Origin of the sequence: Streptomyces sp. NBC_01716, assembly GCF_036248275.1 — a bacterium.
Lineage (GTDB): Bacteria > Actinomycetota > Actinomycetes > Streptomycetales > Streptomycetaceae > Streptomyces.
The window spans coordinates 4,646,500-4,672,692 of the sequence record NZ_CP109181.1 but is presented as its reverse complement, the minus strand read 5'-3'; the positions used below and the strand labels follow the sequence as shown (position 1 = coordinate 4,672,692).

General features: G+C 68.0%; 25 protein-coding genes, 1 tRNA gene, 1 pseudogene and 1 riboswitch. Of the genes and pseudogenes, 16 read left to right on the top strand and 11 right to left on the bottom strand.

Features of this window, described 5'->3' with window-relative positions; all coding sequences use genetic code 11:
- Positions 1 to 4 precede the first annotated feature (4 nt).
- Positions 5 to 159, bottom strand: a riboswitch (cyclic di-AMP (ydaO/yuaA leader).
- A gap of 252 nt (positions 160 to 411) precedes the next feature.
- The 3 genes from OIE74_RS20460 to OIE74_RS20450 all read right to left on the bottom strand — a co-directional run bounded on the left by OIE74_RS20460 (position 412) and on the right by OIE74_RS20450 (position 2,420).
- Positions 412 to 1,500, bottom strand: coding sequence for a PP2C family protein-serine/threonine phosphatase (locus OIE74_RS20460; protein ID WP_329392362.1), 1,089 nt, complete (start codon positions 1,498 to 1,500; stop codon positions 412 to 414).
- Positions 1,501 to 2,096: 596 nt separating this feature from the next.
- Positions 2,097 to 2,170: transfer RNA gene (locus tag OIE74_RS20455), tRNA-Met, on the bottom strand.
- 70 nt (positions 2,171 to 2,240) lie between these two features.
- Entirely contained in the window at positions 2,241 to 2,420 is a 180-nt protein-coding gene (locus tag OIE74_RS20450; protein ID WP_329385687.1) for a hypothetical protein, read from the bottom strand.
- A gap of 93 nt (positions 2,421 to 2,513) precedes the next feature.
- On the opposite strand from OIE74_RS20450, the gene OIE74_RS20445 reads away from it, so the two are divergent.
- Positions 2,514 to 3,170: an HAD family hydrolase gene (locus tag OIE74_RS20445; protein ID WP_443076170.1), complete on the top strand. Its 657-nt coding sequence runs from the start codon at positions 2,514 to 2,516 to the stop codon at positions 3,168 to 3,170.
- A gap of 33 nt (positions 3,171 to 3,203) precedes the next feature.
- Here the strand turns inward: OIE74_RS20445 and OIE74_RS20440 are convergent, their stop codons facing one another.
- A complete protein-coding gene (locus OIE74_RS20440) occupies positions 3,204 to 3,416 on the bottom strand; it encodes a hypothetical protein (RefSeq protein ID WP_329385684.1) in 213 nt (70 codons plus the stop codon).
- 179 nt (positions 3,417 to 3,595) lie between these two features.
- Here OIE74_RS20440 and OIE74_RS20435 point away from each other — a divergent pair, with 179 nt between their 5' ends.
- Positions 3,596 to 3,802 (top strand): antitoxin, encoded by a 207-nt coding sequence (locus OIE74_RS20435; RefSeq protein ID WP_329385681.1) that lies wholly within the window; start codon positions 3,596 to 3,598, stop codon positions 3,800 to 3,802.
- Positions 3,803 to 3,944: 142 nt separating this feature from the next.
- Here OIE74_RS20435 and OIE74_RS20430 read toward each other — a convergent pair whose 3' ends face one another.
- Positions 3,945 to 4,379, bottom strand: coding sequence for a VOC family protein (locus OIE74_RS20430; protein ID WP_329385678.1), 435 nt, complete (start codon positions 4,377 to 4,379; stop codon positions 3,945 to 3,947).
- Between the two features lie 98 nt (positions 4,380 to 4,477).
- Here OIE74_RS20430 and OIE74_RS20425 point away from each other — a divergent pair, with 98 nt between their 5' ends.
- Entirely contained in the window at positions 4,478 to 5,077 is a 600-nt protein-coding gene (locus OIE74_RS20425) for a TetR/AcrR family transcriptional regulator (protein WP_329385675.1), read from the top strand.
- 43 nt (positions 5,078 to 5,120) lie between these two features.
- Here the strand turns inward: OIE74_RS20425 and OIE74_RS20420 are convergent, their stop codons facing one another.
- Positions 5,121 to 5,999: an alpha/beta fold hydrolase gene (locus OIE74_RS20420; RefSeq protein ID WP_329385672.1), complete on the bottom strand. Its 879-nt coding sequence runs from the start codon at positions 5,997 to 5,999 to the stop codon at positions 5,121 to 5,123.
- Positions 6,000 to 6,149: 150 nt separating this feature from the next.
- On the opposite strand from OIE74_RS20420, the gene OIE74_RS20415 reads away from it, so the two are divergent.
- Both OIE74_RS20415 and OIE74_RS20410 read left to right on the top strand, forming a co-directional pair.
- Positions 6,150 to 8,261, top strand: coding sequence for a BTAD domain-containing putative transcriptional regulator (locus tag OIE74_RS20415; protein WP_329385669.1), 2,112 nt, complete (start codon positions 6,150 to 6,152; stop codon positions 8,259 to 8,261).
- 169 nt (positions 8,262 to 8,430) lie between these two features.
- Positions 8,431 to 9,360 carry an alpha/beta fold hydrolase gene (locus OIE74_RS20410; protein WP_443076368.1) on the top strand — a complete coding sequence of 310 codons (930 nt, stop codon included), beginning with the start codon at positions 8,431 to 8,433 and terminating at the stop codon, positions 9,358 to 9,360.
- Positions 9,361 to 9,387: 27 nt separating this feature from the next.
- Here the strand turns inward: OIE74_RS20410 and OIE74_RS20405 are convergent, their stop codons facing one another.
- The 5 genes from OIE74_RS20405 to OIE74_RS20385 form a co-directional block, all read right to left on the bottom strand.
- Positions 9,388 to 10,047: a response regulator transcription factor gene (locus OIE74_RS20405; protein ID WP_329385663.1), complete on the bottom strand. Its 660-nt coding sequence runs from the start codon at positions 10,045 to 10,047 to the stop codon at positions 9,388 to 9,390.
- Entirely contained in the window at positions 10,044 to 11,198 is a 1,155-nt protein-coding gene (locus OIE74_RS20400; protein WP_329385660.1) for a sensor histidine kinase, read from the bottom strand. Before OIE74_RS20400 ends, OIE74_RS20405 begins: the two co-directional genes overlap by 4 nt.
- A 49-nt stretch (positions 11,199 to 11,247) precedes the next feature.
- Positions 11,248 to 11,967, bottom strand: a complete 720-nt coding sequence (locus OIE74_RS20395; RefSeq protein ID WP_329385658.1) for a DUF4232 domain-containing protein — start codon at positions 11,965 to 11,967, stop codon at positions 11,248 to 11,250.
- 154 nt (positions 11,968 to 12,121) lie between these two features.
- Positions 12,122 to 12,703, bottom strand: a complete 582-nt coding sequence (locus OIE74_RS20390) for a TerD family protein (protein ID WP_329385655.1) — start codon at positions 12,701 to 12,703, stop codon at positions 12,122 to 12,124.
- A gap of 124 nt (positions 12,704 to 12,827) precedes the next feature.
- Positions 12,828 to 13,403, bottom strand: a complete 576-nt coding sequence (locus tag OIE74_RS20385) for a TerD family protein (protein WP_329385651.1) — start codon at positions 13,401 to 13,403, stop codon at positions 12,828 to 12,830.
- A 156-nt stretch (positions 13,404 to 13,559) separates the two neighbouring features.
- Here OIE74_RS20385 and OIE74_RS20380 point away from each other — a divergent pair, with 156 nt between their 5' ends.
- The 11 genes and pseudogenes from OIE74_RS20380 to OIE74_RS20330 all read left to right on the top strand — a co-directional run bounded on the left by OIE74_RS20380 (position 13,560) and on the right by OIE74_RS20330 (position 26,167).
- A complete protein-coding gene (locus OIE74_RS20380; protein WP_329385648.1) occupies positions 13,560 to 13,994 on the top strand; it encodes a BlaI/MecI/CopY family transcriptional regulator in 435 nt (144 codons plus the stop codon).
- A 3-nt stretch (positions 13,995 to 13,997) separates the two neighbouring features.
- On the top strand, positions 13,998 to 14,933 hold the full coding sequence (locus tag OIE74_RS20375) for a M56 family metallopeptidase (RefSeq protein ID WP_329385645.1): 936 nt from the start codon (positions 13,998 to 14,000) through the stop codon (positions 14,931 to 14,933).
- 124 nt (positions 14,934 to 15,057) lie between these two features.
- Positions 15,058 to 16,452, top strand: coding sequence for an LCP family protein (locus OIE74_RS20370; protein WP_443076169.1), 1,395 nt, complete (start codon positions 15,058 to 15,060; stop codon positions 16,450 to 16,452).
- A gap of 222 nt (positions 16,453 to 16,674) precedes the next feature.
- A complete protein-coding gene (locus OIE74_RS20365; protein ID WP_329385642.1) occupies positions 16,675 to 18,015 on the top strand; it encodes a hemolysin family protein in 1,341 nt (446 codons plus the stop codon).
- Positions 18,012 to 19,037 carry a hemolysin family protein gene (locus OIE74_RS20360; RefSeq protein ID WP_329385639.1) on the top strand — a complete coding sequence of 342 codons (1,026 nt, stop codon included), beginning with the start codon at positions 18,012 to 18,014 and terminating at the stop codon, positions 19,035 to 19,037. The genes OIE74_RS20365 and OIE74_RS20360 overlap by 4 nt, the downstream gene beginning before the upstream one ends.
- Positions 19,037 to 19,660 (top strand): annotated as a pseudogene (locus tag OIE74_RS20355) (ion transporter); the annotation flags it as partial. The gene OIE74_RS20360 and the pseudogene OIE74_RS20355, both read left to right, overlap by 1 nt.
- 413 nt (positions 19,661 to 20,073) lie before the next feature.
- On the top strand, positions 20,074 to 21,102 hold the full coding sequence (locus OIE74_RS20350) for a hypothetical protein (RefSeq protein WP_329385637.1): 1,029 nt from the start codon (positions 20,074 to 20,076) through the stop codon (positions 21,100 to 21,102).
- Between the two features lie 33 nt (positions 21,103 to 21,135).
- On the top strand, positions 21,136 to 21,975 hold the full coding sequence (locus tag OIE74_RS20345; RefSeq protein WP_443076168.1) for a fumarylacetoacetate hydrolase family protein: 840 nt from the start codon (positions 21,136 to 21,138) through the stop codon (positions 21,973 to 21,975).
- 15 nt (positions 21,976 to 21,990) lie between these two features.
- Complete coding sequence (locus OIE74_RS20340; RefSeq protein ID WP_329385631.1) at positions 21,991 to 23,700, top strand: non-ribosomal peptide synthetase; 1,710 nt, start codon at positions 21,991 to 21,993, stop codon at positions 23,698 to 23,700.
- A 5-nt stretch (positions 23,701 to 23,705) separates the two neighbouring features.
- Positions 23,706 to 25,481: an asparagine synthase (glutamine-hydrolyzing) gene (gene asnB, locus OIE74_RS20335; protein WP_329385628.1), complete on the top strand. Its 1,776-nt coding sequence runs from the start codon at positions 23,706 to 23,708 to the stop codon at positions 25,479 to 25,481.
- Positions 25,481 to 26,167 (top strand): thioesterase II family protein, encoded by a 687-nt coding sequence (locus OIE74_RS20330; protein WP_329385625.1) that lies wholly within the window; start codon positions 25,481 to 25,483, stop codon positions 26,165 to 26,167. Before asnB ends, OIE74_RS20330 begins: the two co-directional genes overlap by 1 nt.
- Positions 26,168 to 26,193 lie beyond the last annotated feature (26 nt).

Here is a 26,193-nt window from a genome sequence, read left to right as displayed (position 1 = left end):
CTCTCCTTTCCTTCCTTCTCGCCTACCGGGTTAGCTGACGGGTTCGGAGCAGGAAGGTCTCCTACGAGCGTTTCTCGCCGCACGAGGCAGCAAGAGGCGCCCGATTCACCCCAATTGGTGGTTCCCCGGTTTCCTTGCGGAATTCGGCGCGTGCGCACGGTGCCGTCTCTTTCGACGGCTGGGACAACCGCGCTGCGTTATCGAACGTTAATAGACGACGGGGGCTTATTCCAAGCTGTTCCCGGTGATCGTTAGCGAGCACGGCGGGGATCAACCGGGACACAAGCAGGCGCAATCGGGCGAGTTGATCGGCATTCGGACCGTGTGCGATCACACACTCGAACTGACGGTGCGTCAAATGTTATGCGGAGTGGTGTGTCTCAACTACGCAGCGTGGCGGGGGAGATGACATCACGGCACGACCGGCATCGTCCGGCGCCGCTCCGGCTGCCGCGGGGTGGGCCGGCTGATGGCCAGCAGCGCCATGTCGTCCGTACTGCCGCCGCCGGTGTGCAGCCATACGTCCCCGACGATCGCCTCCAGCAGATCGTCGGGACCGGGAAAGATCCGCCCCGCGAGCTGTCCGCCCGGGTCGTAGAAGACGCCCTCAGCGTTGCGCGCCTCGGAGAGCCCGTCCGTGTAGAGGAGCAGCGTCGCCCCTGGCCGGTACGGGACCTCCTCCGCGCGGTCCGGCCACGTCCCCAGCTCGCCCATCCCGAGCGGCAGCGCCGGATCGGTGGGGGCCAGCACGGTCAGCGCGCCGTCGGGGCCGAGCAGCAGCGGCTCAGGGTGCCCGCGGTTCAGTACGCGCACTATGCCCTCGGAATGCGGGACCTCCGCCAGTACGGCGGTGGTGAAGCCCTCGAACAGATCGATCCCGCTGCGCCGCGTGCCTTCGCGCGCCAGCGCACGCTCCAGCCGCCGCGCGACCCCTTCGAGCGTCGTCTCCTGCTCGGCGGCCTCCCGGAAGGCGCCGATGATGACGGCCACGGTCTCGACCGCGCCCATGCCCTTGCCGCGTACGTCGCCGACCACCACCCGTACCCCGTACTCCGTGTCCTGGACGGCGAACAGGTCGCCGCCGATGTACGCGCCCTCCTCGGCGGCCTCGTAGCGCGCGGCGACGTGCAGCCCGCCGATCCGGGCCTCGGGTGTCGGCAGGACGGCGCGCTGGGCGGCCTCGGCGATCACCCGCGCCGAGGCCAGGCGTTCACCGCTGCGGCGTACGACACCGTTGATGGCCAGCGCGAGGACGGAGACGGTGAAGACGGTCAGCGATTCGGTGATCGTGTCGGCCCCGCTTGAGGAGCTGCCGAAGTAACGCAGTCCGACGACGGCGCCGACGGACAGAAGGCCGATCAAGAGAGTGCGCATGAACGAGAAGAAGGGGGCGGCGACCAACGGCGCCGCCGAGAAGAACGGAGAGGCGGTGAAGGCGGTCGGGGTCGCCTGGTCCAGGATGATCCCCGCCACGATGATCAGACCGGGCAGCAACTCCAGGACCGGATGCGCCGGCCGGGAGGCGAGCCGGCCGCGTCCGCGCTTTGGCGGCCGGGGGTCTTCGGGGCCGAAACCGGGCGGGTGCTTCTCGACGGGGTGCGAGCGGCGCCAGGTGGGGTCGTCCGGGTCGGCGTCCGCCAGCCGGAAGCCTTCGTCGGCGCGGCGGAAACCGCGTTGGACCAGGCGCCGGACGCCGCCGTTGAACCGGCGGAGCCTGGAGGAGACGGCGGGACGGTGGGCCGTGCGGCGGGGCGAGGGGTTACGGGCGGGCCGCTCGGCGGAGGGATCGGGGACGGCCCCCTTGGCGGAAGGGTGCTCGCCGCCGCCAAGGGGGCCGTCCCCGGTCCCGTCGTCCCCGCTGTCTCTCAGGTGCCCCACCACTGGCCTCCTGCCCGGTCCGTCGAATGCCGCGGACGGTACCGCGTCCCCCCAGGCTGGCCTCTTACGCGCCGGGCGGCTACCCGCTGTCGACCGACTGGGCTATCGGCGGGCCGGTGCGATGACGGTGGCTCAGCCGTGGCCGCGCGAGTCGGGAACGAGGCGCGCGCACGACGAAGGCCCGGATCCAGTGGATCCGGGCCTTCGTTCTCTGCGAGTAGCGGGGACAGGATTTGAACCTGCGACCTCTGGGTTATGAGCCCAGCGAGCTACCGAGCTGCTCCACCCCGCGCCGTTGACTGCAACATTACGCCATCCGGACCAAGATCATTTCCATTTACCCGCCGAAGGCCCCGATCGGCCTAGGCGGCCTCCACCACATCGGCGCGGATCGCCGCGGCCCACTCGACCAGCAGCCTTTGGTACTCCTCCTGCTCGGCGGGGGACAGCGCCCGGCCCGCACGCGCCCACAGGGCACGGATCTCCGCGTTGACGACGGCGGCGGGACGGACGGAAGCACTGGCATCAGAGGAAGCTGACATGCGGTAAGGCTACGGCCAGCCACTGACAATGGGCAGAGCGTGTACCCCGCCACCTCGCACAGTCACCATCCGGAGCCCTCTACGCTTACGCCGGTGATCGAAACCATCGTGTTCGACGTCGGCGAGACTCTCGTCCGCGACGACCGCCACTGGGCTTCCTGGGCCGACTGGCTCGGCGTCCCCCGCCACACCATCTCCGCACTGGTCGGCGCCGTCACCACTCAGGGCAGGGACAGCGCCGACGCCCTCCACCTCATCAAGCCGGGCATAGATGTCGGCGAGGCGTACCGGGCGAGAGAAGCCGCCGGCCGGGGCGAGCACCTGGACGAGTCCGACCTCTATCCCGACGTACGGCCCGCCCTGGCCGCTCTGCATCAGCTCGGCGTACGCGTCATCATCGCCGGCAACGAGACCGTCAAGGCCGGTGAGCTGCTGCGAGGCCTCGATCTGCCCGCCGACCTGGTCGCCACGTCCGGCGAGTGGGGCGTCGCCAAGCCGTCGGCGGAGTTCTTCGCGCGGGTGGTGGAGGCCGCGGACACCGCGCCGGAACGGATTCTGCATGTCGGCGACCACCCCATGCACGATCTGTTCCCCGCCCAGCGGGCCGGGCTGCGGGCGGCGCATCTGCGGCGCGGGCACTGGGGGTATCTGACGGCGGACGATCCGGACATCGTCGCGGCGGCGGACTGGCGGATCGACGCGCTCACACAGCTCACGCCGATCGTGGCGGAACAGCGGCAGTTGGCCTGAGGCGGGAACAGCAGCCTCAAGGAGGGCGATTCGTCACTCGGGGCCGTACTCGTGCGGCTGCCCGCCCTGCCACTCGACCCAGGAAGGATCGTCGAGCAGTTCCCACGCGTCGGGCAGCCCGGCGAGCCGCAGGAATTCGATCAGGTGGTCGTCGTTGTGGGCGAGTCCCATGATCCGGCCGCGGACGGTGACTCTCCGGCCGCCCGTCCCGGACGGCCGGTGTACGACGATCGGTGCGTCACTCATACGGTCAAGAGTGCGACTCCCGGGGCTGGAGCGCAGCCTCGGGGGCCGGTCTTTGTCCGGAGATCCCGGCGAAATGGGCAGCTTGCGCCCCTTCTGTGCGCTTTTTCGTCGCCCGGATGCGGGATGCGACGGGCGCCCCGATGCTGGGTGGGGAGCAACCCCACAAGGGAGGACGAGCCATGTCGATGCTCGACAGACTCAAGGGCCTGGTGAAGGGCCACGAGGACACCGTCCGAAAAGGCGTCGACAAGGCTGGTGACGCCGTCGACAAGAAGACCGGTGACAAGCACAAGGGCCAGGTCGACACCGCCCAGCAGAAACTCAACGAACAGCTGGGCTCACAGGACCGGCCCACGCCGGGCGACGACCGCCCGCCGCAGAGCTGATCCGGGGCGGATCGCGTACGGCTCCGAGCCCGCGGTTCCAAGCACGCCGCTCCACGCCCGCGCGTACGCCCGAGGCCTGGCGCCCGGCGCCGACGAAGGCTCCGACCGGTCCGCGTTCCGGTCGGAGCCTTCGTCACGCCCGCTACGGCCCCGAGGACGCGCCCGCCCCGGCGTACTGGTGCGCGAACTCCTCCGCCGGCTCGACCGGCGTGATGATGTCGATCAGCACCCCACCGGGGTCCGCGACGATGAAGTGCCGCTGCCCGAAGTCCTCGCTGCGCAGGCCGAGTACGGGCGTCAGCCCCTCGCCTTCGACGAGCCGCGCCCACTCCGCGTCCACGTCCGCCACCTCGAAGTTGAGGAGCAGCCCCTGGACGGGTCTGCGGTAACCCACGGGCAGTGTGGGGTGGGTGGGATCGAGGAGCGCGAGCTCGTACGGGACGGTCCCCGGGCGCCGCAGGCTCACGTACCAGTCGACCTCGAACGTCGTCTCGAACCCCAGCAGCCGGGTGTAGAAGTCACGGGACTCCTGGAGCCGCGCGGTGGCGATCACGGGATAGAAGCTGGTCAGCTCCATGACGGCCTCCTTTCGCATACCATCGGTACGTGAACGACGTTATTCGCATGCCATCGGTATGTCAATCGGGGGCGACGGAGGAGACGGAGGGGAACGCCATGCCGCGGGAGCAGCACGGGGCCAGGGCCCGGCAGCGGGAGCGGACCAGGCAGACCCTGTTGCGCGCGGGCCGGAGGCTCTTCGCGGAGGTCGGCTACGGCGCGGTGAGCCTGGCGGAGATCGTCACCGCCGCCGGCGTGACCAAAGGCGCGCTCTACCACCACTTCGACAGCAAGACCGCGCTCTTCCGTGCCGTACTGCGCGACCTCCAGAAGGAGGTGGGCGACCGCGTCGCGGAGGCGGCCGGCGCGCGGGACGATTCCTGGGACCAACTGGTCGCGGGCTGCCAGGAGTTCATCACGGCGACGACCGCGCCGGACATTCAGCGGATCATGCTGGTCGACGGGCCCGCCGTACTGGGCTGGACCGAGTGGCGGGAGATGGACGAGGCGTCGTCGGCGCGTCATCTTCAAGAGGCGCTCACCGCGCTCGTGGCGGAGGGCGTCATCGCCGCGCAGCCGGTGGCGCCCCTCGCGCACCTGCTGTCGGGCGCGATGAACGAGGCGGCGCTGTGGCTGGCGACGTCGGAGGACCCGGCGGACCCCGCCGACACGAGGGCGGCGCTGGGGCGGCTGCTCGGCGCGCTGCGGGTGGAGTGACGGCCCGGGGGCGCGTCCCCGGGTGATGGGCGGCGGGCCGACTTCAGCGGGTGACGAGCTCCCGTACGGCCCTGACGACCTCATCCGGTGCCTCCTCGGCCATGAAGTGGCCGCAGCTGACGGTCGCGTGCTTCAGTTCGGGCGCCCAGGCGCGCCACCGCGCGGCGGCGTCGAAGCCCAGCGCCGTACCCCAGTCCTGCTGGAGGACGGAGACCGGCATCCGCAGCTGGTTGCCGGCGTCGCGGTCGGCCTGGTCGTGGGCGATGTCGACCCCGGCGGAGGCACGGTAGTCGGCGACGATGGAGGGGACGGCCGCGCGGGAGGCCGCCAGGTACTCGGCCCGGATGCCGGCCGGAATCGCCCCCGGGTCACGCGTCCAGATGTCGAGGAAGTGGCCGAAGAAGGCGTCGGCGCTCGCGGCGATCATCAGCTCGGGCAGACCGGGCGGCTGCGCCATCAGATAGAGGTGGAAGCCGACGGCGGCGCCGGTGCCGTGCATGACGTCCCAGGTGTCCAGCGTGGGCAGGACGTCGAGCGAGGCGAGGTGGGTGATCACGTCCGGGTGGTCCAGGGCCGCGCGGATCGCGACAAGGGCGCCCCGGTCATGGCCGGCCAGCGCGAACCGCTCGTGCCCCAGGGCGCGGGCGAGCGCGACGGTGTCGGCGGCCATGGTGCGCTTGGCGTACGTGACGCCTTCGACCTCGGCGGGCTTGTCGCTGGCGCCGTAACCGCGCAGGTCGGGGCAGATGACCGTGTGGTGGGAGGCGAGTTCGGTGGCGACGTGCCGCCACATGAGGTGGGTCTGCGGGAAGCCGTGCAGGAGCATGACCGGGGTGCCGGAGCCGCCGACGGCGACGTTGAGGGTGACGTCGTCGGCGACGGGGACGCGCCGGTAGGTGAAGCCGGGGATGGTGGGGTGCATGGTCCGCTCTTTCGTAGGCTGACGTGCGTTGGTCGCGCGGCTAGCGCGGGTTCAAGCCTGTGGGGCGCGAATCAGCGGTTGGTCAGCGTCCGTCGGTCAGCGCGGGTCGTGGCGCGTCGTGGGGCGGGCGGAAGCCCGGAAGAGGGTCGGATGGAACGCGAACCGGAGCCGGAGCGGGAGTCTGCGCGGGAACAGGTCCTGTTCGGTGTGCTCGGCCCCGTGACCGCCGAGGACCGGCGCGGCCCGATCGCTCTCAAGGGGCCGCGCCACCGTGCCGTACTGGCCCGCCTGATCGTCGCCCGCCGCCGTGTCGTCCCCGTCGCCCGGCTGGTCTCCGACCTGTGGCCGGACTCACCGCCGTCCGGCGCGGTCGGCTCCGTACAGACCTTCGTCGCCGCGCTCCGCCGCGCCCTGGAGCCGGACCGTCCGCCCCGTACCCCCGCCCGGCTGCTCGTCACCGACGGCCCCGGCTACGCGCTGCGCGCCGGGCCGGACGCCGTCGACGCCTGGCGGTTCGAGACGGCGGTCGGCGAGGCGGCGAAGCTGCCGCCCGCGCGGGCGCTGCGGCGGCTGGACGAGGCGCTGGAGCTGTGGCGGGGGCCCGCGTACGCCGACTTCGCGCGGGAGGAGTGGGTACGGGGCGAACGCGCCCGCCTCGCCGAGCTGCGGCTCCGGTCGGTCGAGCGCGGGGCCGAGGCGCGGCTGGCCCTCGGCCTCGCCGCCGAGGCCGTCCCCGATCTGGACGCGCATCTGGCCGATCACCCCTGGCGCGAGGACGCGTGGCGGCTGCTCGCGCTGGCGCTGTACCGGGCGGGCCGGCAGGGGGACGCGCTCGCCGTCCTACGGAGGGCGCGTTCGACGCTGGTGGAACAGCTCGGGCTGGACCCGGGGCCTGGGCTGCGCAGACTGGAGGCGGACATTCTGGCGCAGGACGCGGCGCTCAACGCCGTTCCGGATCCGGCGAGTTGGGAACCCCTGGCCCGTCCCGCTGATCCCGGCAGTCCCGCAGGCCCCGCAAGCCCCGCCGACCCCGCAGGCCCCGGCGAGACGGCGGCGCGCCTGTGGACGCGGGCCGCCGCCGCGTACGACCGCACGGTCGCGGCCGGCGCCCGCGCCCGCCTGGAGACGACGGTGGGCCTGCTCCGCGACCTCGCGGTGACCGGCGGCGGCGGTCTGACGGCCGCCCGCGAACACCGATTGGCGGCCGTCACCGCCGCCGAGGAGTTCGGCGACCCGGAACTGACCGGCAGGGTGATCGGTGCCTTCGACGTCCCCGCGATCTGGACGCGCGGGGACGACCCGGAACTGGCCCGGCGGATCGTCGCCGCCGCCGAACGCACCCTGGCCGCGCTGCCGCCGCCCGACGAACACGGCACCTACGACGCCGTGCGCTGCCGGCTGCTCGCCACCGTGGCTGTGGAGACGCGCGGTTCGCACTCCTCGCGCGGCCCCCAGGCAGCGGCCCAGGCGGAGTCGATCGCCCGCCGGCTCGACGATCCGGCGCTGCTGGCCTTCGCGCTGAACGGCACGTTCATGCAGTCCTTCACCCGTGCCGGCCTCGCACCGCGCCGTGCGGAGACCGGCGCGGAACTGGTCGCGCTGGGCGCCCGGCACAGCCTGGTGACCTTCGAGGTGCTCGGCCATCTGATCCTCCTCCAAGCACGCTGCGCGCTGGGCGACTTCGCGGCGGCCGACGCCCATGCCATCGCCGCGGACCGTCTGGCGGCGCTCCACGAACTCCCGCTGGTGGGCGTCTTCACCCGGTGGTACGGCGCGCTGCGCCTGTCCGCGTCCGGCGACATCGCCGAGGCGAGGTCGGCGTACGAGAGTGCCGCCACCGATCTGCCGGACTCCGGCATGCCGGGCCTGACCCACGGCCTTCTCCCGCTCGCGCTGCTGTCCCTGCGCTTCTCCGCCGACGGCCCCCGGATTCCCCCGCCCGACGCGCTCGACCCGCGGGCGGACTGGGGCCCGTACCGTCCCTGGATCACCCCGCTGGCGGCCCTGGCCACGGGCGACCACGCCACCGCCCGCACCGCCCTGCGCGAACTGCCGGAACCGCCCCGCGACTTGCTGTACGAGGCGTGCTGCTGCCTGGAGGCGACGGCGGCGCTGGCGCTCGGCGACCGGACCGTACTCACCCGCGTACGCGACCGCCTGGCCCCGGCGTCCGCCGAACTCGCGGGCGCGGGAAGCGGCTTGCTCACGCTCGGGCCGGTGAGCGACTACCTCGCGGCGATCGACGCGGCGCTACGGCGCTGAACGGGCGCCCGGCCCCCGCGCACGGGTGACATGGTCGGGGTCTGTCCCCCGTGCGAGCTACGTGCAGGTGCCCTCGGAGTGGTGACGATTCCGGACCGCAAGATCCGTAGCGTTCTTGGCATGCCGCAGGCGCTACGACCGCGGCCCTTATCGAGGAGTCGTCATGAATCTGGTCCGTCATCGCAGGACATCGACTGTGCTCGCGCTGTGCTGCGCCGTGGCCGGTGTGGGGCTTGTCGGCTGTGAGGAGTCCTCGGACGCGGATTCGAAGCCGTCCGCGAGCACCACGACCGCCACCGAACAGGCGGACAACGCGGGCACGTTCACGGGGACCAAGAAGATCGAGTTCAACGGCCTGTCGGTGAACGTGTCCTGTTCGGGCAAGGCAGCCGAGGGCAGGCCGGTCGTCGTCCTTCTCCACGGGGGAGGCGATTCGGTGGAGAAGCTGGCCGGCTTCCAGAAGAGTCTGAGCAAGCGGGACCGGGTCTGTTCCTACGACCGGCTCGGTGCGGGCGCGAGCGACAAGCCCGGCGGACCGCAGACCATCGACAGCACGGGGAAGGTCCTCACCGCGGTGATCGACGAGGTCGCCGGTGACGCCCCGGTCGTCCTGGCCGGGCATTCGCTGGGCGGGCTGATCGCCGCCAGGTACGCCCCCGACCACCAGGACAGGGTCAAGGGGCTGGTCATGATGGACGCCACCTCGCCGACCCAGACCGCCGACCTCACCGACGGGATCCCCGAGTCCGCCACGGGCATGGCGGCCGACCTGCGTGAGCAGACCCTGGCCGTCCTTGAGGGGAAGAGCCCGGAGATGCTCGCGACCCCCGACGGGGAGGTCCGTTCCGCCGGGGACATCCCGGTCGAGGTGATCCAGCACGGGAAGAAGTATCTTGCGGCCGTTCCCGAGTACGGGCCGACCCTGGAAGAGTCCTGGGCCAAGGGCCAGGAGAAGTGGCTCGCGGTCTCCACCAACAGCAAGCTGAGCACCGCCGAGAACAGCGAGCACTACATATACATCGACGAGCCCGAGGTCGCCGCCAAGGCGATACGGAGCGTCGTCTCCCGCGCCGGGGCCGGCTCGCGGGCCGCGAGCTGATGCCGCCCGCCGCCCACATGACGCCCGTCAGGTCACCAGGCCGTGGCGGTAGGCGTAGACGACGGCCTGGACACGGTCGCGGAGCTGGAGTTTGGTGAGGATGCGCGACACGAAGGTCTTGACGGTCTCGGGGCTGATCAGCAGGGTCGCGGCGATCTCGCTGTTGGAGAGACCGTCCGCGATGAGTCGAAGGACCTCCAGCTCGCGCGGGGTCACCGGGATGTCCTGCGGGGTGTCGTCGGCGGGCCGGATCCTGGCGGCGTACCGGCCCACGACCTGTCGCGTCACCTCGGGGTCGAGCAGCGCCGCGCCCGTGGCCACGGTCCGGATGCCGTGCAGCAGTTGGGCCGGGGGCGCGTCCTTGAGAAGGAAGCCGCTCGCCCCCGCGCGCAGCGCCTTGTACACGTACTCGTCGAGGTTGAACGTGGTCACCACGAGCACCTTCACGGGCTTCGCCACCCCGGCACCGGCGAGCATGCCGGTGGCCGCGATGCCGTCGAGCACCGGCATCCGTACGTCCATCACCACGACGTCCGGGTGCAGCCGGCGCGCGAGGTCGACCGCGGCCTGCCCGTCGCCGCACTCGCCGACCACTTCCAGGTCGGGCTGCGCGTCGATGATCGTCACCAGCCCGGTGCGGATCAGCATCTGGTCGTCGCAGACCAGGACCCGGATCGGCTCGGTCACGACGGGCTCCCCGCGGGTATCCGTGCCCGCACGACGAAACGGCCGCCGGTGTGCCGTCCGGCGCTGAAGTCGCCGCCCAGGACGTCGACCCGCTGCCGTAGACCGGCCAGGCCCTTCCCGCTCCCGCCGGGGGACGCCGACCGCGAGCCGGAACCGTCCGTGCTGACCTCCACGGTGATCTCCTTCTCACGGTGCCGTACCTGAACCGAAGTGCGGCTGCCGTGGGCGTACTTGAGGGCGTTCGTCAGGGCTTCCTGCACCACGCGGTAGGCCACGAGTCCGGCGCTGCCGGCCACCTCCGCGGGCGTGCCCTCCTCGGTGAACTCCACCGGCTGCCCGGCCCGGCGCGTGTGCTCCACGAGCGTGAGAAGCCTCCCGACGTGCGGCGTCGCGGGCTCGACTCCATGGTCGGGGTTGAGCAGGTCGAGCAGCTGCCGCAGATCGGTGATGGCTCGCCGACCGGTGTCGGTGACGGCGGTCAGGGTCTGGTCGAGACGCTCGGGCGCCGCGGTCAGATACCGCGCGGCCTCGGCCTGCACCACCATCGCCGTCACATGGTGGGTCACCACGTCGTGCAACTCGCGGGCGATACGGGTGCGTTCGGCGGCGAGGGTCTCTTCGGCGAGCCGACGGCGGCGCTCGGCCTCCGCGGCCCGGCCGGAACGCAGCCACACCCCGATGCCCCACGCGAAGGCCAGCGCCAGATAAAAGGTCAGGTACTCGCCGGGCGACTCCCCCGTACCGAGCCGGGACAGCGCGACCGCCAGCGGCACGTACGCCGCGGAGAAGACGAGCGCGGTGGCACGCCGGTGCCGGTCGAGACGGGACCCCACGGTCAGCAGCGCGATGGGCAGCGCGGTGCCCGCGAGCGAGTGGTAGCCCCGGAGTTGGTCGAGAGCGAAGCCCACCGCCACCAGCGCGAGACAGACGACCGGCCACCGCCACCGCACGGCGAGCGGTACACACTGGAGTCCGACGGCCACGACGGCCAGCACATCGTAGGGCCGGTCCGGCACACCGCCGAGCAAGGTCCCATGGCTCTGGAACGCCGGTACGAACGAGGCGACGAGCAGCACCAGCGCCAGCGGGACGTACCAGACGCCGGGGCGGATCCGCCGCCACAGCTCCGGTGCTCGTCGAAGACCGATCACCGGGGCAGTCTAACGACGCGCTTCCTCCTGGCGCCTCGGGCGTGTCGGCTCAGAGGAACGGGGTGACGACATCGGCCGAGTTGACGTGCCAGTTGGTGACCTGGGGCCGGTCGACATCGGCGGACTCCACCGTGAGCTGACCGGCGTTGTCGCCGTCGTCCGAGACGGAGACGATGAGGGTCTCGAACATCTTGCCCTCGTCGTTGTTGGTGCTCTTGGGGTTCACGCCGACGTAGGCGGCGGTGGAGCCCTTCAGCTTGATGCTGTCGCCGGAGCCCTCCTCGGCGTTGGACGCCACGGTGTCGGGGTCGGACCCGAACATGACCTGCTCGGGCGCGCCTTGGAGGAGGCAGACGACGCCGGGCTTGGCCTTGGCGGTGACGAGGTAGTAGCCGCCGGCCTGAGACTCCAGCTTGAGCGAGAAGTCCAGGTCCCCGTTGTCGCAGGGCTTCGCGTAGTGGTCCTGCTTGGCCCCGTCGACGTCGTTGTCCTTGCCGCCGTCTTCGTCGTAGTAGTCGTCCTTGGCCCCGTCGACGTCGTTGTCCTTGCCGGCGGAGCCGCTGTCCTCGTCGTAGTAGTCGTCCTTCGCCCCGTCAACATCGTTGTCCTCAACGGTGGAGCCGGCGTTCGCCGCCTTGCCCGCCTTGCCGGTGGAGGACTCGCCACCGGAGTCACAGGCGGTGAGGGTCGCGGTGAGGGCCACCATGGCCGCGGCGGCCAGTGCGAAGCGAGCGGACCGGGTGGACCGGACGGCGAGGCGCGAACTCATGCGAGTCTCCAGCGACTTGATGATTCCTGGGCTGTCCTGCTGACATCGCAGACACTGGGCCGGAGATCATCCTCAAACGATCGCGCGAATGTCCGGGTTCCGTCTCACCGCTCGATCCCCACGCGGTGGGCGGGGGAAGGCGGGAGCGGTCCCGTCAGAGGTGCGAGGCGACGGCGGGCATCAGGTCCTGGAAGGTACGGCCGTCGGCGGGGGCGCCGATGGCCGTCATCTGCCAACCGGTGCCGGAGCGCCGCACCTTGGCCATGATCTGCGCGGTGTGGCGCCCGCCTCCGGTCAGGGTGTAGCGCGCCAGTTCCTGTCCGGTGGTCTCGTCGACCAGACGGCAGAAGGCGTTGTCGACCTCTTCGAAGGTCTGGCCGGTGAAGGAGTTGACGGTGAAGACGATCTGGTCGACGTGTACGGGAACGCGTTGCAGGTCCACGACGATCGACTCGTCGTCCCCGCCCTGTCCCGCGCCGCCCACCCGGTTGTCGCCGGTGTGCCGCACCGATCCGTCGTCGCTGTTCAGGTGCTGGAAGAAGACGACGTCCTGCGCGTCCTTCCCGGCGAAGAGGACGGCCGAGGCGTCCAGGTCGATCTCGCGGGCGGTCATGCGGGCGAAGAAGCCCTTGCGGGGGGCGGACTTCCAGCCGAGTCCCATCCGTACGACGGTGAGTTCACCGCCACCGGACTTGGTGAGGCTGATCTGCTGGCCCTTGGAAAGATTGACGCTCATGGTTCGTTCCGTTCTCGGCGGGGGACGGTGGGATGGCCGGTCGATGACGTACGGGTACGGAAGAGGTACGGGCACGGAAAACCTACGCGTGCGGAGACCGACAGCGCTCAGAGGCCGAAAACCCTTAGAGGTTGACGCCGAAGTCCTTGACGATTCCGCTCAAGCCGGAGGCGTAGCCCTGCCCGACCGCGCGGAACTTCCACTCCGCGCCGTGCCGGTACAACTCGCCGAAGACCATCGCGGTCTCGGTGGACGCGTCTTCGGTGAGGTCGTAGCGCGCTATCTCGGCGCCGCCCGCCTGGTTGACGACACGGATGTACGCGTTGCGTACCTGCCCGAAGTTCTGGCCACGGGTGTCGGCGTCGTGGATCGAGACGGGAAAGACGATCTTCGTGACACCCGCCGGTACGGCGGCGAGGTCGACCTTCACGGTCTCGTCGTCACCCTCGCCCTCGCCGGTGAGATTGTCGCCGGTGTGCTCGACGGAGCCGTCCGGGCTCCTGAGGTTGTTGTAGAAGACGAAGTGCTCGTCCGAGAGCACCTTGCCTGCCTGGTCGCAGAGCAGCGCGCTCGCGTCCAGGTCGTGGTCGGCCCCGGTGGTGGTCCGGACGTCCCACCCGAGGCCGACAAGGACCGCGGTCAGGCCGGGGGCCTCCTTGCTCAGCGAGACATTTCCGCCCTTGCCGAGGCTCACACCCATCGCGTTTCCCGCTCTCCACTCGTCGTGTCCCGGACGGCGACCGTCCGGCGGCTCTGTGCCCGTCCGTGAAATCTACAACACTGTAGAGATGGGATGGTGCGGGATCCGCCTCGATCGGCGAGAGTGGACGGCCGGGCTCGAGAAGGGGATCACGTCGTGGCCGGAGAGCGGGACGATCAGGGGCAGGCTCCGCGCGCCCGGCGGCGGGGGCAGGGGGAGCTCGAAGCGCTGGTGCTGTCGGCGCTGGGGGATGCCACGGCGCCGGTGCCCGTCGGCTGGGTTCAGCGTCGGCTCGGGGAGGACCTCTCGTACAGCACGGTCATCACGATCCTGACCCGTCTGCACGAGAAGCAGGCGGTGACCCGCACCGGACCCGGGCGGCCCGTCCTGTGGCAGTCGGTCGCGGTGGACGAGGCCGATCTCACCGCGCTGAGCATGCGCCGGCTGCTCGACCGGCAGGCCAACCGCGACGCGGTCCTGTCCAGCTTCGTCTCGGCGCTGTCCTCCGACGACGAGGCCCTGCTGAGGTCCCTGCTGAACGACGCCGGGTCCGGATCAGCCGCCGGGCCGACGGCCGAACCGGACGAATGATCCATGGGCGTCTTCGTCTTTCTGCCTCTGGTGCTCCCGCTGACCGCGCTGCCCATCGCGCGCCTGGCCGAGCGGCATCTGCACCCGCGCCGCGCGGCCCGGCTGCTGACGACCGTCGCGGTGATCCTCGCCTCGTGCAGCACGCTGTGCCTGGGACTGCTGGTGGTCGTCGGCACCGCACAGCTGCCCGGCAATCCGCTGCCCGACGGCTGGTCGGACCCGGAAGTACGGGAGGCCGTGCCGCACGACCAGTTCTTCGGCAAGGCGGCCATCGTCGCCCTGCTGGTGGTGGCGACGGCGTGCGCGTGCGCCGTGGTGCGGCATCACCGTTTCCGCGTCCTCGCGCATCGCGCGCTCGACTCCTCGCCGGCCCGGTCCGAATCCGAGGTCGCGGTCCTGCGTGACACGTCCCCGTACGCCTACGCGCTGCCCGGCGCTCCGGGCCGGATCGTGGTGTCCACCGGCATGCTGGCGTGCCTCGACCCCGCGGAGCGCGAGGCCCTGTTCGCGCACGAGCGTGCGCATCTCGCCGCCCGCCATCACCGCCTGCTGCTCGCGGTACGGCTGGCGGGCCGCGCGAATCCCCTGCTGCGCCCGCTGATGTCCGCCCTCACCTACAGCACCGAACGCTGGGCGGACGAGGAGGCCGCCCGTGTCACGGGCGACCGGCGCACTACCGCCCGCGCCGTGGGCAAGGCGGCGCTCGTCTCCCGGCGCTCTTCCGTGCCGCCCCTGCCGGCGTTCGCCGCCGGACCCGTCCCGCGCAGGGTGGCGGCGTTGCTGGTCCCGGTGCCCCCGGACCGGCGCTGGCCGCCCGCGCTCACCCCGGCCGGCCTCGCGGCGTACGTCGCCGCGGCGGGCACGGCCCTGTCCGCGCTGTCGGCCCTCAACGCCGCGATCGCGCTCTTCCTCGTACTGAAAGCGGCGACTCCGCTCTAGGGCGAGTCGGACTCCGCTGGACAAGGCCGACGGCGGGCCGACCTCTACAGCTATGTAGAGTTCCGTCGAGGTGCGGTTCGGTCCGGCGGTCGGGCGGGCCGGGGCCGGACGCGGAAGGATCGGCATGGGCGGGGAACGCAGGAAGCCGCGGGCACGCGCGGCGCGGGAAGCCGGCGGAGAGCAGGACGCGCGGCTCACCCGGCGCGGCAGGCTCCTCGTACGTGGCGGCGCGGTGCTGGCCGTCCTGCTGGTGGCCGCCGGCGGTGCGGGCCTCTGGGCCTATCGGAGCCTGGACGGGAACATCCACTCCGCCGACATCGACGGCAAGCTCGGCGGCGACCGGCCGGCCAACACCAGCCCGGGTTCGAAGAACATCCTCGTGGTCGGCTCGGACTCACGCGACGGCGACAACGGGAAGTACGGCAAGGGCCTGACCACCATGCAGTCGGACACCCTGATGGTCATGCACGTGTCGGCCGACCGGGAGTGGGCCACCGTGGTTTCCCTGCCCCGCGATTCCTGGGTCCGGATACCCGCCTGCGACCGTGGCGACGGCACCATGTCCGAGGCACACCGATTCAAGATCAACGAGGCGTTCGCGGTCGGCGGCACCGGCGGCGAGGTGGCCGGCGCCGCGGCCTGCACCATCAAGACCGTCGAGGAGAACACCGGCCTGCGCATCGACCACTTCATGTCGGTCGACTTCCAGGGGTTCAAGGGCATGGTGAACGCCCTGGGCGGCATAGAGGTCTGTCCCGAGACGGCGATCCATGACACGAAGGCACATCTCGACCTGGCCGCGGGGTGCCAGACGGTCAAGGGCGAGAAGGCGCTCGGCTACGTCAGAACCCGCTACAGCGTGGGAGACGGATCCGACATCGGCCGCATAGGCCGTCAGCAGGAGTTCATGGAGGCCCTGGCGGCCAAGGCGCAGACGAAGCTGACCAGTCCGACGGCCCTGTACGGCTTCCTCGACTCGGCGACCGAGTCGCTCACCACGGACAAGGCACTGGCCGGCATCAAGCCACTCACGGCGCTCGCCTCCGAACTCCGAGGGATCCCGGGCGACCGGCTGACCTTTCTGACCGTACCCAACTACCCGCGCGAGGCCGACGTGCCCACCGACAAGGCGAACGTCGTCTGGCAGTACCCGCAGGCCGCCGACCTGTTCGCCGCCCTGGCCGAGGACCGGGAAGTCGACAAGAAGTCGGTCGAGGCGGCGAGCGAGAACCCGCTCTACGCGGCGGCGGTCCGGGTCCGCGTACTCAACGGAACGGGCAGGGCGGGCGAGGCGGCGAAGACCGCGGAGCTTCTGGGCGCGGCCGGCTTCACCGTCGTGGGGACCGGCAACGCGCCCGAGGACACCGACGACACGTCCGTCAGGTTTCCCGGCGGGCTGGAGCGGCAGGCACGGGCGCTCGCCTCCCGGCTGCCCGGTACGAAGGCCGCCGGGGACGCGGACGCCACCCCCGGTGAAGTGACCCTGACCGTCGGCGGCGACTTCGACGGTGTCCGCTGAACACGACCGCACCCGTTTGATCACGACCGTGCCCGATCCGACTCCGTCCGATTGCGCTCAACTCCATCCGATTCAGCTCGACTCCATCCGATTACGTCCGACTCCGCCCGTCCCCAGGTCGGCCGACCGACCCGACAGAGAGCTGTGGTCCGCCATGGATGAACCTCCCGGCGCAGGCGCCCCCGCCCCGGCCCCGCCGAGCCACGGGACGGAGGTGCCGCGATGAGCGCCGTACTCCTGCTGCTGCTCGCCCTGGCACTGACCCTCGCGTGCGCCGTTTTCGTGGCAGCCGAATTCGCCCTGACGACCGTCGAACGCGGCGAGTTGGAGCGTGCCGCCGAGGCCGGGGAGCACGGTGCCGGCAGCGCCCTGAAGGCCGCGAAGCGGCTGACCTTCCAGCTGTCCGGCGCCCAACTGGGCATCACCGTCACCTCGTTGGTCATCGGCATGCTGTCGGAGCCGTCCCTGTCCGTGCTGCTGCGCGGCCCGCTGGAGGCCACCGGCCTGCCGTCGGGCGGGGTTTCGACCACCGCCACCCTGCTCGGCGTCGCGGTGTCCACCGTGGTGCTCATGGTGATCGGCGAGCTCGTACCGAAGAACTGGGCGATCTCCAGTCCGCTCGCCGTCGCGAAGGTGGTGGCGGCCCCTCAGCGGGGTTTCACCGCCTGCTTCGCCCCGCTGATCCGGCACCTGAACAACACCGCGAACCGTCTCGTACGCCGGATCGGCCTGGAGCCCGCCGAGGAGCTGGCCTCGGCCCGTACGCCCGAGGAACTCGTCGCCCTCGTACGGCACTCCGCCCGCGAAGGCGCCATCGAGAAGGACTCCGCCGAGCTCTTCGTCCGCACACTCCACCTGGGCGAGCTGACCGCCGAGAACGTCATGACCCCGCGCGTCGGCGTACGGGCCCTGGACGCCCACGCCACCGCCGCCGACGCGGCGAACCTGGCCCTGGCGACAGGGCTGTCCCGGTTCCCCGTGCGCCGCGGCAGCCTGGACGAGATCACCGGCACCGTACACATCCGTGACGTGCTGGCGCTGGACGAGGAGGTACGGGGCGACACCCCGGTCACCGCGCTGGCGACCGAACCGCTGCGCGTACCCGACACGCTGCCCGTGGACCGGCTGCTGCGACGGCTGAGGCAGAGCCGCACCATGGCCGTCGTCGTCGACGAGTACGGCGGTACCGCGGGCATCGTCACGGTGGAGGACATCGTGGAGGAGGTCATCGGCGACGTACGCGACGAGCACGACCCGCGGGAGAGCCCCGGTCTGGTGGAGCGCGAGCCCGCCGCGGACGGCCGCGCCGTCTGGGATGCGGACGGCGGTATCCGTCTGGACGAGCTCGAACGCATCGGGTTCGAGGCGCCCGAGGGCTCCTACGAGACCCTCGCCGGGCTGATCGCCGACCGGCTGGCCCGTATCCCCACGCCCCAGGACCGGTTCGAGGTCCAGGGCTGGCAACTGGCCGTGCTCCACGTCGAACACCATCGTGCGGACCGCGTCCGCGTCACCGCCCCCGAGCCGACCCCGGCCGCACCGAACGACACGGAACCGTCATGACAGCCATTCAGCTGGCCATCGGAGCATTCACCCTTCTCACCAACGCCTTCTTCGTCGGGGCCGAGTTCGCCCTGATCTCCGTGCGGCGCAGCCAGATCGAGCCGGCCGCCCTCAAGGGCAACTCCCGTGCCAGGAACACCCTGTGGGGGCTGGAGCATCTGTCGGCGGCCATGGCGACCGCCCAACTCGGCATCACCATCTCCTCCCTCGTGCTCGGCGCGGTCGCCGAGCCGGCCATCGCCCATCTCCTGGAGCCGCCGTTCGAGTCCATCGGTGTGCCCGCCGGACTGGTCCACCCGATCGCCTTCGCGATCGCGCTGACCCTGGCCACCTATCTGCACATGCTGATCGGCGAGATGATCCCCAAGAACATCGCGCTCGCCGCGCCAGCGCGCACCGCGCTGATCCTGGCTCCGTCACTGGTCGCCCTGACCCGCGCCCTGCGGCCGGTCATCTTCGGTATCAACGCCTTCGCCAACGTGCTGCTGAGGCTGATGAAGGTCGAGCCGAAGGACGAGGTCGCCTCGGTCTTCACCGACGACGAGCTCGTACGGATGGTGGAGGGCTCCAGTGACGCCGGCCTCATCGATCCGGCCGACGGGGAGCGGCTGCGCGACGCCCTGGAGCTGGGCACCCGGCCGGTCGGCGAGGTGATGGTGCCACTCGCCGGAACGGTCACGGTCGGCCACGACGTCACACCGCGCCAACTGGAACGTGCCGCGGCCACCTCGGGATTCTCCCGCCTCCCGGTCACCGGGCCGAAGGGCGAGGTGCGGGGATATCTGCACATCAAGGACACCCTCGGGGTGGCGGAACGCGACCGGCCCCTGTCGAAGACCGCTCTGCGCCCGGTGGTCCGCGTCGAGATCGGCACACCGCTCGACGACGCCATGACCACGATGCGATCCGCCGGGACCCATCTGGCGGCGGTGGCCGGGGACAAGGGCACCGTCCTCGGCTTCGTCACCATGGAAGACCTGCTGGAAGAACTCGTCGGCCCAGCGACGGGCACCACCGAGTGATGTCCGAGCGGTCCCCCGCCTTACGCCGGGCCGTGGCGGTCCGTACGCGCCGTATCACCGAGTCGGCGCCGTTCACCGCCGCGGTCTTCGGCCTCATCCTCGGCAACGCCGTACTGCTGGGAGCGGAGACCTGCACCGGCGCCGTCGACCAGTGGCACGACCTGCTGAAGACGGCCGAACACGTCTTCCTCGCGGCCTTCACGGCCGAGATCCTGCTGCGCGCCGCGGCCTGTGCCGACCGCCCCAAGGAGTTCTTCCGCGATCCGTGGAACGTCTTCGATCTCGCGGTGGTCGGACTGGCGTTCATGCCCTTCGCGCGCGAGAACGCGACCGTACTGCGGCTCCTGCGGCTGGCCCGCGTCGTACGCGCGGCCCGCTTCCTGCCACAGCTGCGCATCGTCATCGTGGCCGTCGGCAAAAGCCTGCCGGGAACGGTGAGCTTCGTACTCGTCGGCGCGCTGCTCCTGTACGTCTACGCGATGACCGGCTGGGTCTTCTTCGCCACCGAGGACCCGGAGCACTACGGCTCACTGGGCCGCGCGGCCCTCACCCTGTTCCTCCTCATCACCCTCGACGGCCTCGGCGACGCGGTACGGGCGGGCCTGGTGATCTCCCGCTGGACGTACAGCACAGTTCCATGAAACGGCGGTGAGCGGCGGCGCCGGACGGACCGAACACCAGTTGGAACAACTCCCACAGCCCGTCCGGCACCAAGCGTTCGACCATCAACACGCCGTCAGGCCACCGGTGTCCCCAAATGAGATGACCTCTCAATCGCGCCACGCGCCGGCTGAAAAGGGCATCCAACACAGGCGAGTGATACACATCACACAAATGTCTCCTCATTGAACCCATTCCCCAGCATGTCCGTCGGGTCTACCGACGATGACCGAGACGCCCCCGCGGTCTCGGCCACGGGAAGGGGCGCGTTCTTCAGCCTCTTCAGCCTTCTCTTCTCCTGTTCTTGTCACGCGCCACAATGCTTTGACAGCGGTTCTCCATTTTGTCGCGAAACTAATGGATTCGGAGGGTAGATATGCCTGCAGTATACGGCCTGCAGTTCAATCCACAGGAGGTCGAACTCCTTGATGCGACGTTGCGCGATGGTTCCTATGCCGTTGATTTTCAACTCGATGAGAGTTTCGTCATCGAACTCCTCGGCCGACTTAACGAGACGCCGATCAGTATGGTTGAAATCGGGCACGGTCTCGGTTTCGAGGCTGAGCTCACCGGCATCAAGCCCAGCAATATTGATCTCGGACATTGGTGCGAGATCGCACAGTCGGAGCTGTCGGCCACTTCTTGGGGTATGTTCGCGCAACCACAATTTAGCGGGCTCTCTACCCTGGCCAGACTCTGCGACGAAGGCATGTCTTTCGTGCGTATCGGTATGGAACCCGAGCGGGTGCCGGACTACGTTAACTACATTGAAACTGCCACCGGAATGTGTGATGCGGTCTACCTCAACCTCATGAAAACGAGTGGCACGCCGGCTGAGGAGCTACCGAGTCTGCTGGCAGATGTCACCTCGGAGATCGCCGGCCTGTACGTGGTGGACTCGTATGGTTCCATGCTTCCCAGTGACGTCCATCGCTACGTGACCGTCGCAAGGGAATCCTTTCCGGTCGTTGGTTTCCATGGCCACGACAATCTTGGGTTGGCGAACGCGAACAGCCTCGCGGCCTTCGAGGCAGGCGCAAGAATCGCTGACGGAACGCTCGACGGCATCGGCCGCGGTGCGGGTAACGCTGAGACTGAGTCCCTGGCCGGGATAATCAGTTCCCTCGGTCAGGACAAGTTTGATTACAAAGCGCTGGCGAAGCACGCAGACTTTTGTCGGACCAATTTGGAACTCCTTCCTGAGGACCGAAACATGCAGGTCCTCGGCGGGGTCATCGGGATACATTCCGGATTCTTTCCCCTTGTCGAGCAGCTATGCGACGAGTTCGCCGTGGATCCGGCTTCACTGATGGAAGCTGCGGTCAATCAGACCACAGGAAACACGAACCAGGACGATATTCGCGCTGCGGCACGCGATCTCTCTCGAAAGATTGTATCTGCCTAACATCCTTCGACGAAGCGAAAAATGGGAGAGTCAGTGCGATTGACGAGATTCAAAACCGGTAACAGCTATGAGATTTTTGCGAGCCACGGCGACAGCTGGATCTCGCTGTCCGGAATCGAAGGTTATGCAACCCCGACGCGTTTGAGTGACCTGCTGGACACGACCCGCCTGAGCGAGCTGTCAGCACTACTCGGGTCGCTACAGGACGTTGAACCCGCCGACATCCACCTGGAACAAGCCGCGACCGTTGTCGATACAGGAGACGTCTGGGGCGCCGGCTTGAACTACAAAGGTCACTCCCAGGACTTGAATACTCGGCAGCCATCCTCTGGGCCCGGTTCATACCTGCGGCCGAGAAGCTGTCTCATCGGCAACGGTCAAGAGATCGAGCTGCCGACCCAAAGTAAGAGGGTGACCGCGGAAGCGGAACTTGGCCTTGTCATCGGCACGGAATGCAAAAACGTACCGCGTGACGAGTGGCGGTCTGTTGTGGCGGGCGTCACCTCGGTCCTCGATCTGACCGCCGAAGACGTCATACGCGAGAACCCTCGATATATTCCTTGGGCCAAGGGCTTCGATACGTTCTGCAGCGTCGGCCCTCAGATCGTCAGCCTTGGCGAGTTCGATGATGCGAAACTCCAGTCGATTCAGGTCTCCACCATTCTTAATGGCGAAACCGTGGCCTCCGCCCCTGTGGCTGACATGAAGTATGATCTCGGATTCCTGGTCGAGTATTTTACGGCAGGACGCACATTTTCACCTGGAACAGTCATCTGTACCGGGACCCCAGGGGCCGCAGTGATCAATCCCGGCGACTCCATCGTCTCAGTCGTCGAGGGCATTGGCGTCCTCTCACACACAGTGAAGGGCTGAGAAACTGTGCATCAGGTGCCAGTTACCGAGGCGATCGAACGCGTCTGCCAAGAAAATCCGGAAGGTAGCGCGATCGAGACAGCACATGGAGTGTTGTCCTACCAAGAATTTGGTGCAAACGTTCACGAGTTCGCGGAGGAACTCAAAAGATGGACCGAACCCGGGGAGTTCATCGGAATTGAGGCGAACCGTGCCGCCAGCTCAATCGTGGCCTTGGCCGGAGCCCTACGGGCCAGACGTCCCTTCGTGTTCATAGATACCCGCGACAGCACGTCTTCGAATTCGGACAAGGTGTCGTTGCTCGGAGTCAAGAGGATTGCCAAGACTGCCACATCGTCACCCCTTCCTGTGCTGGCCGGTCCACCGGTCGATTGGTGCGACGATGCGAAGCGTCGCCGAGATATTGCGGCAGACCTCGCGCCGTACCGGGGCAGTATCGGGTATGCCATCCACACCTCGGGGTCGACGGGTGAGCCCAAGTGTGTGCTGGTCAGGGCGGAACCGCTGGCGCGCATGGTGGGAGACCATGTGCGCTCCCTGGAACTGGTCACACAGAGTCGCACGCTGCAATTTGCCCGTCTAACCTTCGACGGATGCATTACGGAAATCCTCTGGACTCTGACCTCGGGCGCATGCCTGGTGATCACCGGTGAGGAACAGCTCATTCCGGGGACCGTGCTGCAATCTACGCTGGAGAAATATCGCATTACCCACCTGAAAACGACGCCGTTCGCGCTTACGGCCACCGATCCGACGAATACAATGAGCCTGCGGCACGTCATCAACGGTGGCGGGGCATGTCGACCCGCGGTGGTTCAGAAGTGGTCGCCCATAGCAGCCTTCCACAATGCTTACGGAACCACGGAAAGCACTGTTTGCAATTTCCTCAGCCCCCCGTTGACTCCAGATGACTTCACCGATTACGTACCGCTCGGTGCAGTGGTGGGAGACTGCGCATACAAGATCCTCCCGTTGTCCACAACGGCGGGGGAAGATACCAACGAAGCAGCGTCCTCACACGGTGAGCTGGCTATCACCGGCGAAAGTGTCGCGATTGGTTATCTGACGCCGCAGGGTTTGCATCCTTTCGTGGACGACGAATCGCACCGATTTTATCGAACCGGCGACATGGTCGAGGAGCGCGACGGACAGCTGTTCTTCGTCGAACGGTTGGACCGACAGCTGAAGGTCCGCGGTTTTCGCCTCGATCCAGGCGAGATCGAGAGTGCGGCCTGTCGACTCGAAGGCGTCATGGAAGCGGTGGTAACCGCCGAGACGTATGCGGACACGGACGACTCTGTTGCTGATGCCCTGGTCTGCTACTACCAGGGTGCAGTCACCGCTCGTGCCCTGCGGACACATCTGGAGACGGCCCTCGACTCCTACAAGGTCCCCTCCCTGATCCACCAGGTCGAGGCGATGCCCTATACGCGAAACGGCAAGGTCGATCGAGACGCCCTCAGGGCGAGGCGCCAGCCCGAAGAGGACTCAAGTGAGAACGTCGCGCCGGAGGAGCAGATCCTTGCCTTGGTGCGTCGGCTCACCGGCGTCGACGATGCCGGCGCCGACGACAACTTCTTCGACCTGGGCGGCGATTCGGCATCCACTGTGATCTTGGTCAACAAGCTGAAGGAACTCGGCTGGGTGGGCGCCGGTGTCCGAGACGTACTTCGGGCAGAGAGTTTGAAGGCCCTTGTCGATGATCTGAGTGGCCGGGGTGTGTGAGGACGATGTGTGGCGTGTGCGGGACCTTTTCCCCGAACGGTGGGATTGATCGCAGCGTTGCCGCTGCCATGCATTCCCGGCTTGTCCACCGCGGTCCCGACGAGACCTACTCTCTGAATACGGAGACGGTCTCCATGAAGCTTGGCCGCCTGAGCTTCACTGGACTGGTCGATGGTTGGCAGCCCGCGGAGGATCGCAGCGGTCGCTATGTAGCGATGACCAATGGCGAGGTGTTCAATGCCCGAGATCTTCGCGAAAAATTGGGCTCTGCCCGTTATGGGAACGGCGTTGACGTATCCGTAGTTCCGGAACTCATCGCGCAGTACGGCGTAGAAGGTCTTCATCTGGTCGACGGGCAGTTCGCCACTGTGGTCTTCGACCGTGCCGAGAAGTCACTCTTCCTGGCCAGAGACCGGTTCGGTATCTGTCCGATGTACTACACCGTGACCAATTCTGGCGTTCACTTCAGCTCTGAGATCAAGCCTCTTGTGCAGTGCGTCGATCGCCCCTGGAAGGTGGATATTGGTGCGGTTGACCAGTACCTTGCGATGGGTAACATCGTCGCACCACGTACTCTCGTGAAGGAGATCCAGGCTGTTCCCCCCGGGTGCGCCGTCAAGTTCACTGCCAACAACCAGGAAACCTTCCGCTACTGGCGGTACGGAGAATTCTCGTCACCGGCAGAACCCGTGTCTGCTGAGACGATTCGAAAAAGTCTCCGGAAGTCGGTCCGCGACCGCCTGCAGGCCGAGGTTGAGATTGGCGCCTACCTGAGTGGCGGGTTCGATTCCACTGCAATTCTGATGGAAGCAGCAGATCTCACTGATCAGCCCGTTCGTACTTTCTCGATCGTCTTCGACGATCCAGGACTGGACGAGGGGCGTTTTCAGCGTGAAGTGGCACAGACCGCCGCGAGCAAACACGAACAGATCCTTTGCCGTCGGACCGACATCGCGTCCCGGTTCGAGGACATGGTCCGACACTGCTGCTATCCACAGCGAGAAACATACAACGTTGCCGCCATGATGCTGGCGAGTGCTGCCCGCTCCGCTGGGATCAAAGGAGTTGTATCCGGTGAGGGGGCGGATGAACTGTTCTTCGGTTACGACTCCTATGCCTTCGACAGTGCGACCCGCTCCAATCGCAGTTCGCGCGCGGAGAACGAACAGGCGTGGGGCAGGGCAGACTTCAGCTGGGAGGTTAACTGGCGGAAGCTGAGTCATCGGCGTGAGACCTATCTCACGCCGAGAGCCCGAGAGGCGCTCGATGGGAATGAGTTCTGGCGATCCAGGCTCATCCCATTCACGGAGGACGAGGTGAAGCGACTCTCTCCGATGCAGCTACGCTCCATCGCGGACGTATACGTTCAATTGTCGGGCCATCTGCTCGGCGATCACGGTGACTCGATGCTCATGAAGAATTCTGTTGAAGGGCGCTATCCGTTTCTTAGCAACTCCTTGGTCTCCCTGGCCCTGAAAATGGATGACGGTGTGAAGCAGGTTGACTTCGAAGGCAAGGCATGCCTCAAGTCAGCCTACAAGGGAATTGTTCCGGACTCAGTTCTACGTCGTGGCAAGCACGGATTCACTGCGTACGATCTCCGCTCAGTCACGGATTCCCGCGCCTGGGATGACTGGTACGGCCTGGTTGAAGCCAGTGGGATCTTCATCCCCGATTGCCTTGACACGCCCGCGGACTTGAGCGTTCCGGACAAGTGGGATTTCAGGCTTTCTGCAATCAGTATCGCCATGGTGATCGACGAGCTTGGACTCGAACTCTGATGGTGAGTTCCGGAACCCCTGACGTCGTCCTGTTCCCGGGCGCCGGCTCATTCGGAAGTGAACTACAGCCATTGCTACGCGCTTTGGGTCCTTCGGCGCGGATCGCCCGATATCCAGGTCGTTTCGGTCGGGACTTCGGTAAAGCAGCCACATCATTCGCAGAGGTCGTGAAGTCGTGCGTCGACCCAGTAACACGTCTGCAGCCGCTTGGCCCGGTACTCGTCGGACATAGTTACGGCGCCTACGTCGCCTATGTCACGGCAACCGAACTGGAGGCAATCGGGGCACACGTTTCCGCATTGGTGGTCACGGGTGCCACGGCACCCGCACTGCTGACGATACCCGAGTCAATCACTCAGAGTTCTTCGGACGCCGCCGCCTACCTGGACCGTATCGATCCCGGGCTTTTTTCTGATGAGTCGGACGACTGGCGGGACATTGTTATCGAAACGGCCATGCAAGACCTCATGCTACTGAGAGAATTCACACAAGCAGCTCATCCAAAAGTCCGGTGTCCGGTCTTTGCGGCACGTGGTGAAGAGGATTTTCTGGCCACTGGCGATGGGATCCAAGCCTGGGTTCGTGCAACCACCGAGAAGTGCACGCACCGGTCCTTTCCCGGTGGCCACTCGGACCTTCTGCGTTCTTCCGAGTTTGCTGCCTGGCTGGACGAGATCAGAGCCTGATTATCAGGTGCGCGCTGCCATGTTTT

Bases quoted from the DNA above. Each gene is read 5' to 3' on its own strand.
- OIE74_RS20395 (WP_329385658.1), bottom strand. From the start codon at position 11,967: ATGAGTTCGCGCCTCGCCGTCCGGTCCACCCGGTCCGCTCGCTTCGCA.
- OIE74_RS20425 (WP_329385675.1), top strand. From the start codon at position 4,478: ATGCCGCGGGAGCAGCACGGGGCCAGGGCCCGGCAGCGGGAGCGGACC.
- OIE74_RS20420 (WP_329385672.1), bottom strand. From the start codon at position 5,999: ATGCACCCCACCATCCCCGGCTTCACCTACCGGCGCGTCCCCGTCGCC.
- OIE74_RS20390 (WP_329385655.1), bottom strand. From the start codon at position 12,703: ATGAGCGTCAATCTTTCCAAGGGCCAGCAGATCAGCCTCACCAAGTCC.
- OIE74_RS20435 (WP_329385681.1), top strand. From the start codon at position 3,596: ATGTCGATGCTCGACAGACTCAAGGGCCTGGTGAAGGGCCACGAGGAC.
- OIE74_RS20350 (WP_329385637.1), top strand. From the start codon at position 20,074: ATGCCTGCAGTATACGGCCTGCAGTTCAATCCACAGGAGGTCGAACTC.
- OIE74_RS20370 (WP_443076169.1), top strand. From the start codon at position 15,058: ATGGGCGGGGAACGCAGGAAGCCGCGGGCACGCGCGGCGCGGGAAGCC.
- OIE74_RS20375 (WP_329385645.1), top strand. From the start codon at position 13,998: ATGGGCGTCTTCGTCTTTCTGCCTCTGGTGCTCCCGCTGACCGCGCTG.
- OIE74_RS20440 (WP_329385684.1), bottom strand. From the start codon at position 3,416: ATGAGTGACGCACCGATCGTCGTACACCGGCCGTCCGGGACGGGCGGC.
- OIE74_RS20365 (WP_329385642.1), top strand. From the start codon at position 16,675: ATGAGCGCCGTACTCCTGCTGCTGCTCGCCCTGGCACTGACCCTCGCG.
- OIE74_RS20330 (WP_329385625.1), top strand. From the start codon at position 25,481: ATGGTGAGTTCCGGAACCCCTGACGTCGTCCTGTTCCCGGGCGCCGGC.
- OIE74_RS20430 (WP_329385678.1), bottom strand. From the start codon at position 4,379: ATGGAGCTGACCAGCTTCTATCCCGTGATCGCCACCGCGCGGCTCCAG.
- asnB (WP_329385628.1), top strand. From the start codon at position 23,706: ATGTGTGGCGTGTGCGGGACCTTTTCCCCGAACGGTGGGATTGATCGC.
- OIE74_RS20415 (WP_329385669.1), top strand. From the start codon at position 6,150: ATGGAACGCGAACCGGAGCCGGAGCGGGAGTCTGCGCGGGAACAGGTC.
- OIE74_RS20385 (WP_329385651.1), bottom strand. From the start codon at position 13,403: ATGGGTGTGAGCCTCGGCAAGGGCGGAAATGTCTCGCTGAGCAAGGAG.
- OIE74_RS20360 (WP_329385639.1), top strand. From the start codon at position 18,012: ATGACAGCCATTCAGCTGGCCATCGGAGCATTCACCCTTCTCACCAAC.
- OIE74_RS20450 (WP_329385687.1), bottom strand. From the start codon at position 2,420: ATGTCAGCTTCCTCTGATGCCAGTGCTTCCGTCCGTCCCGCCGCCGTC.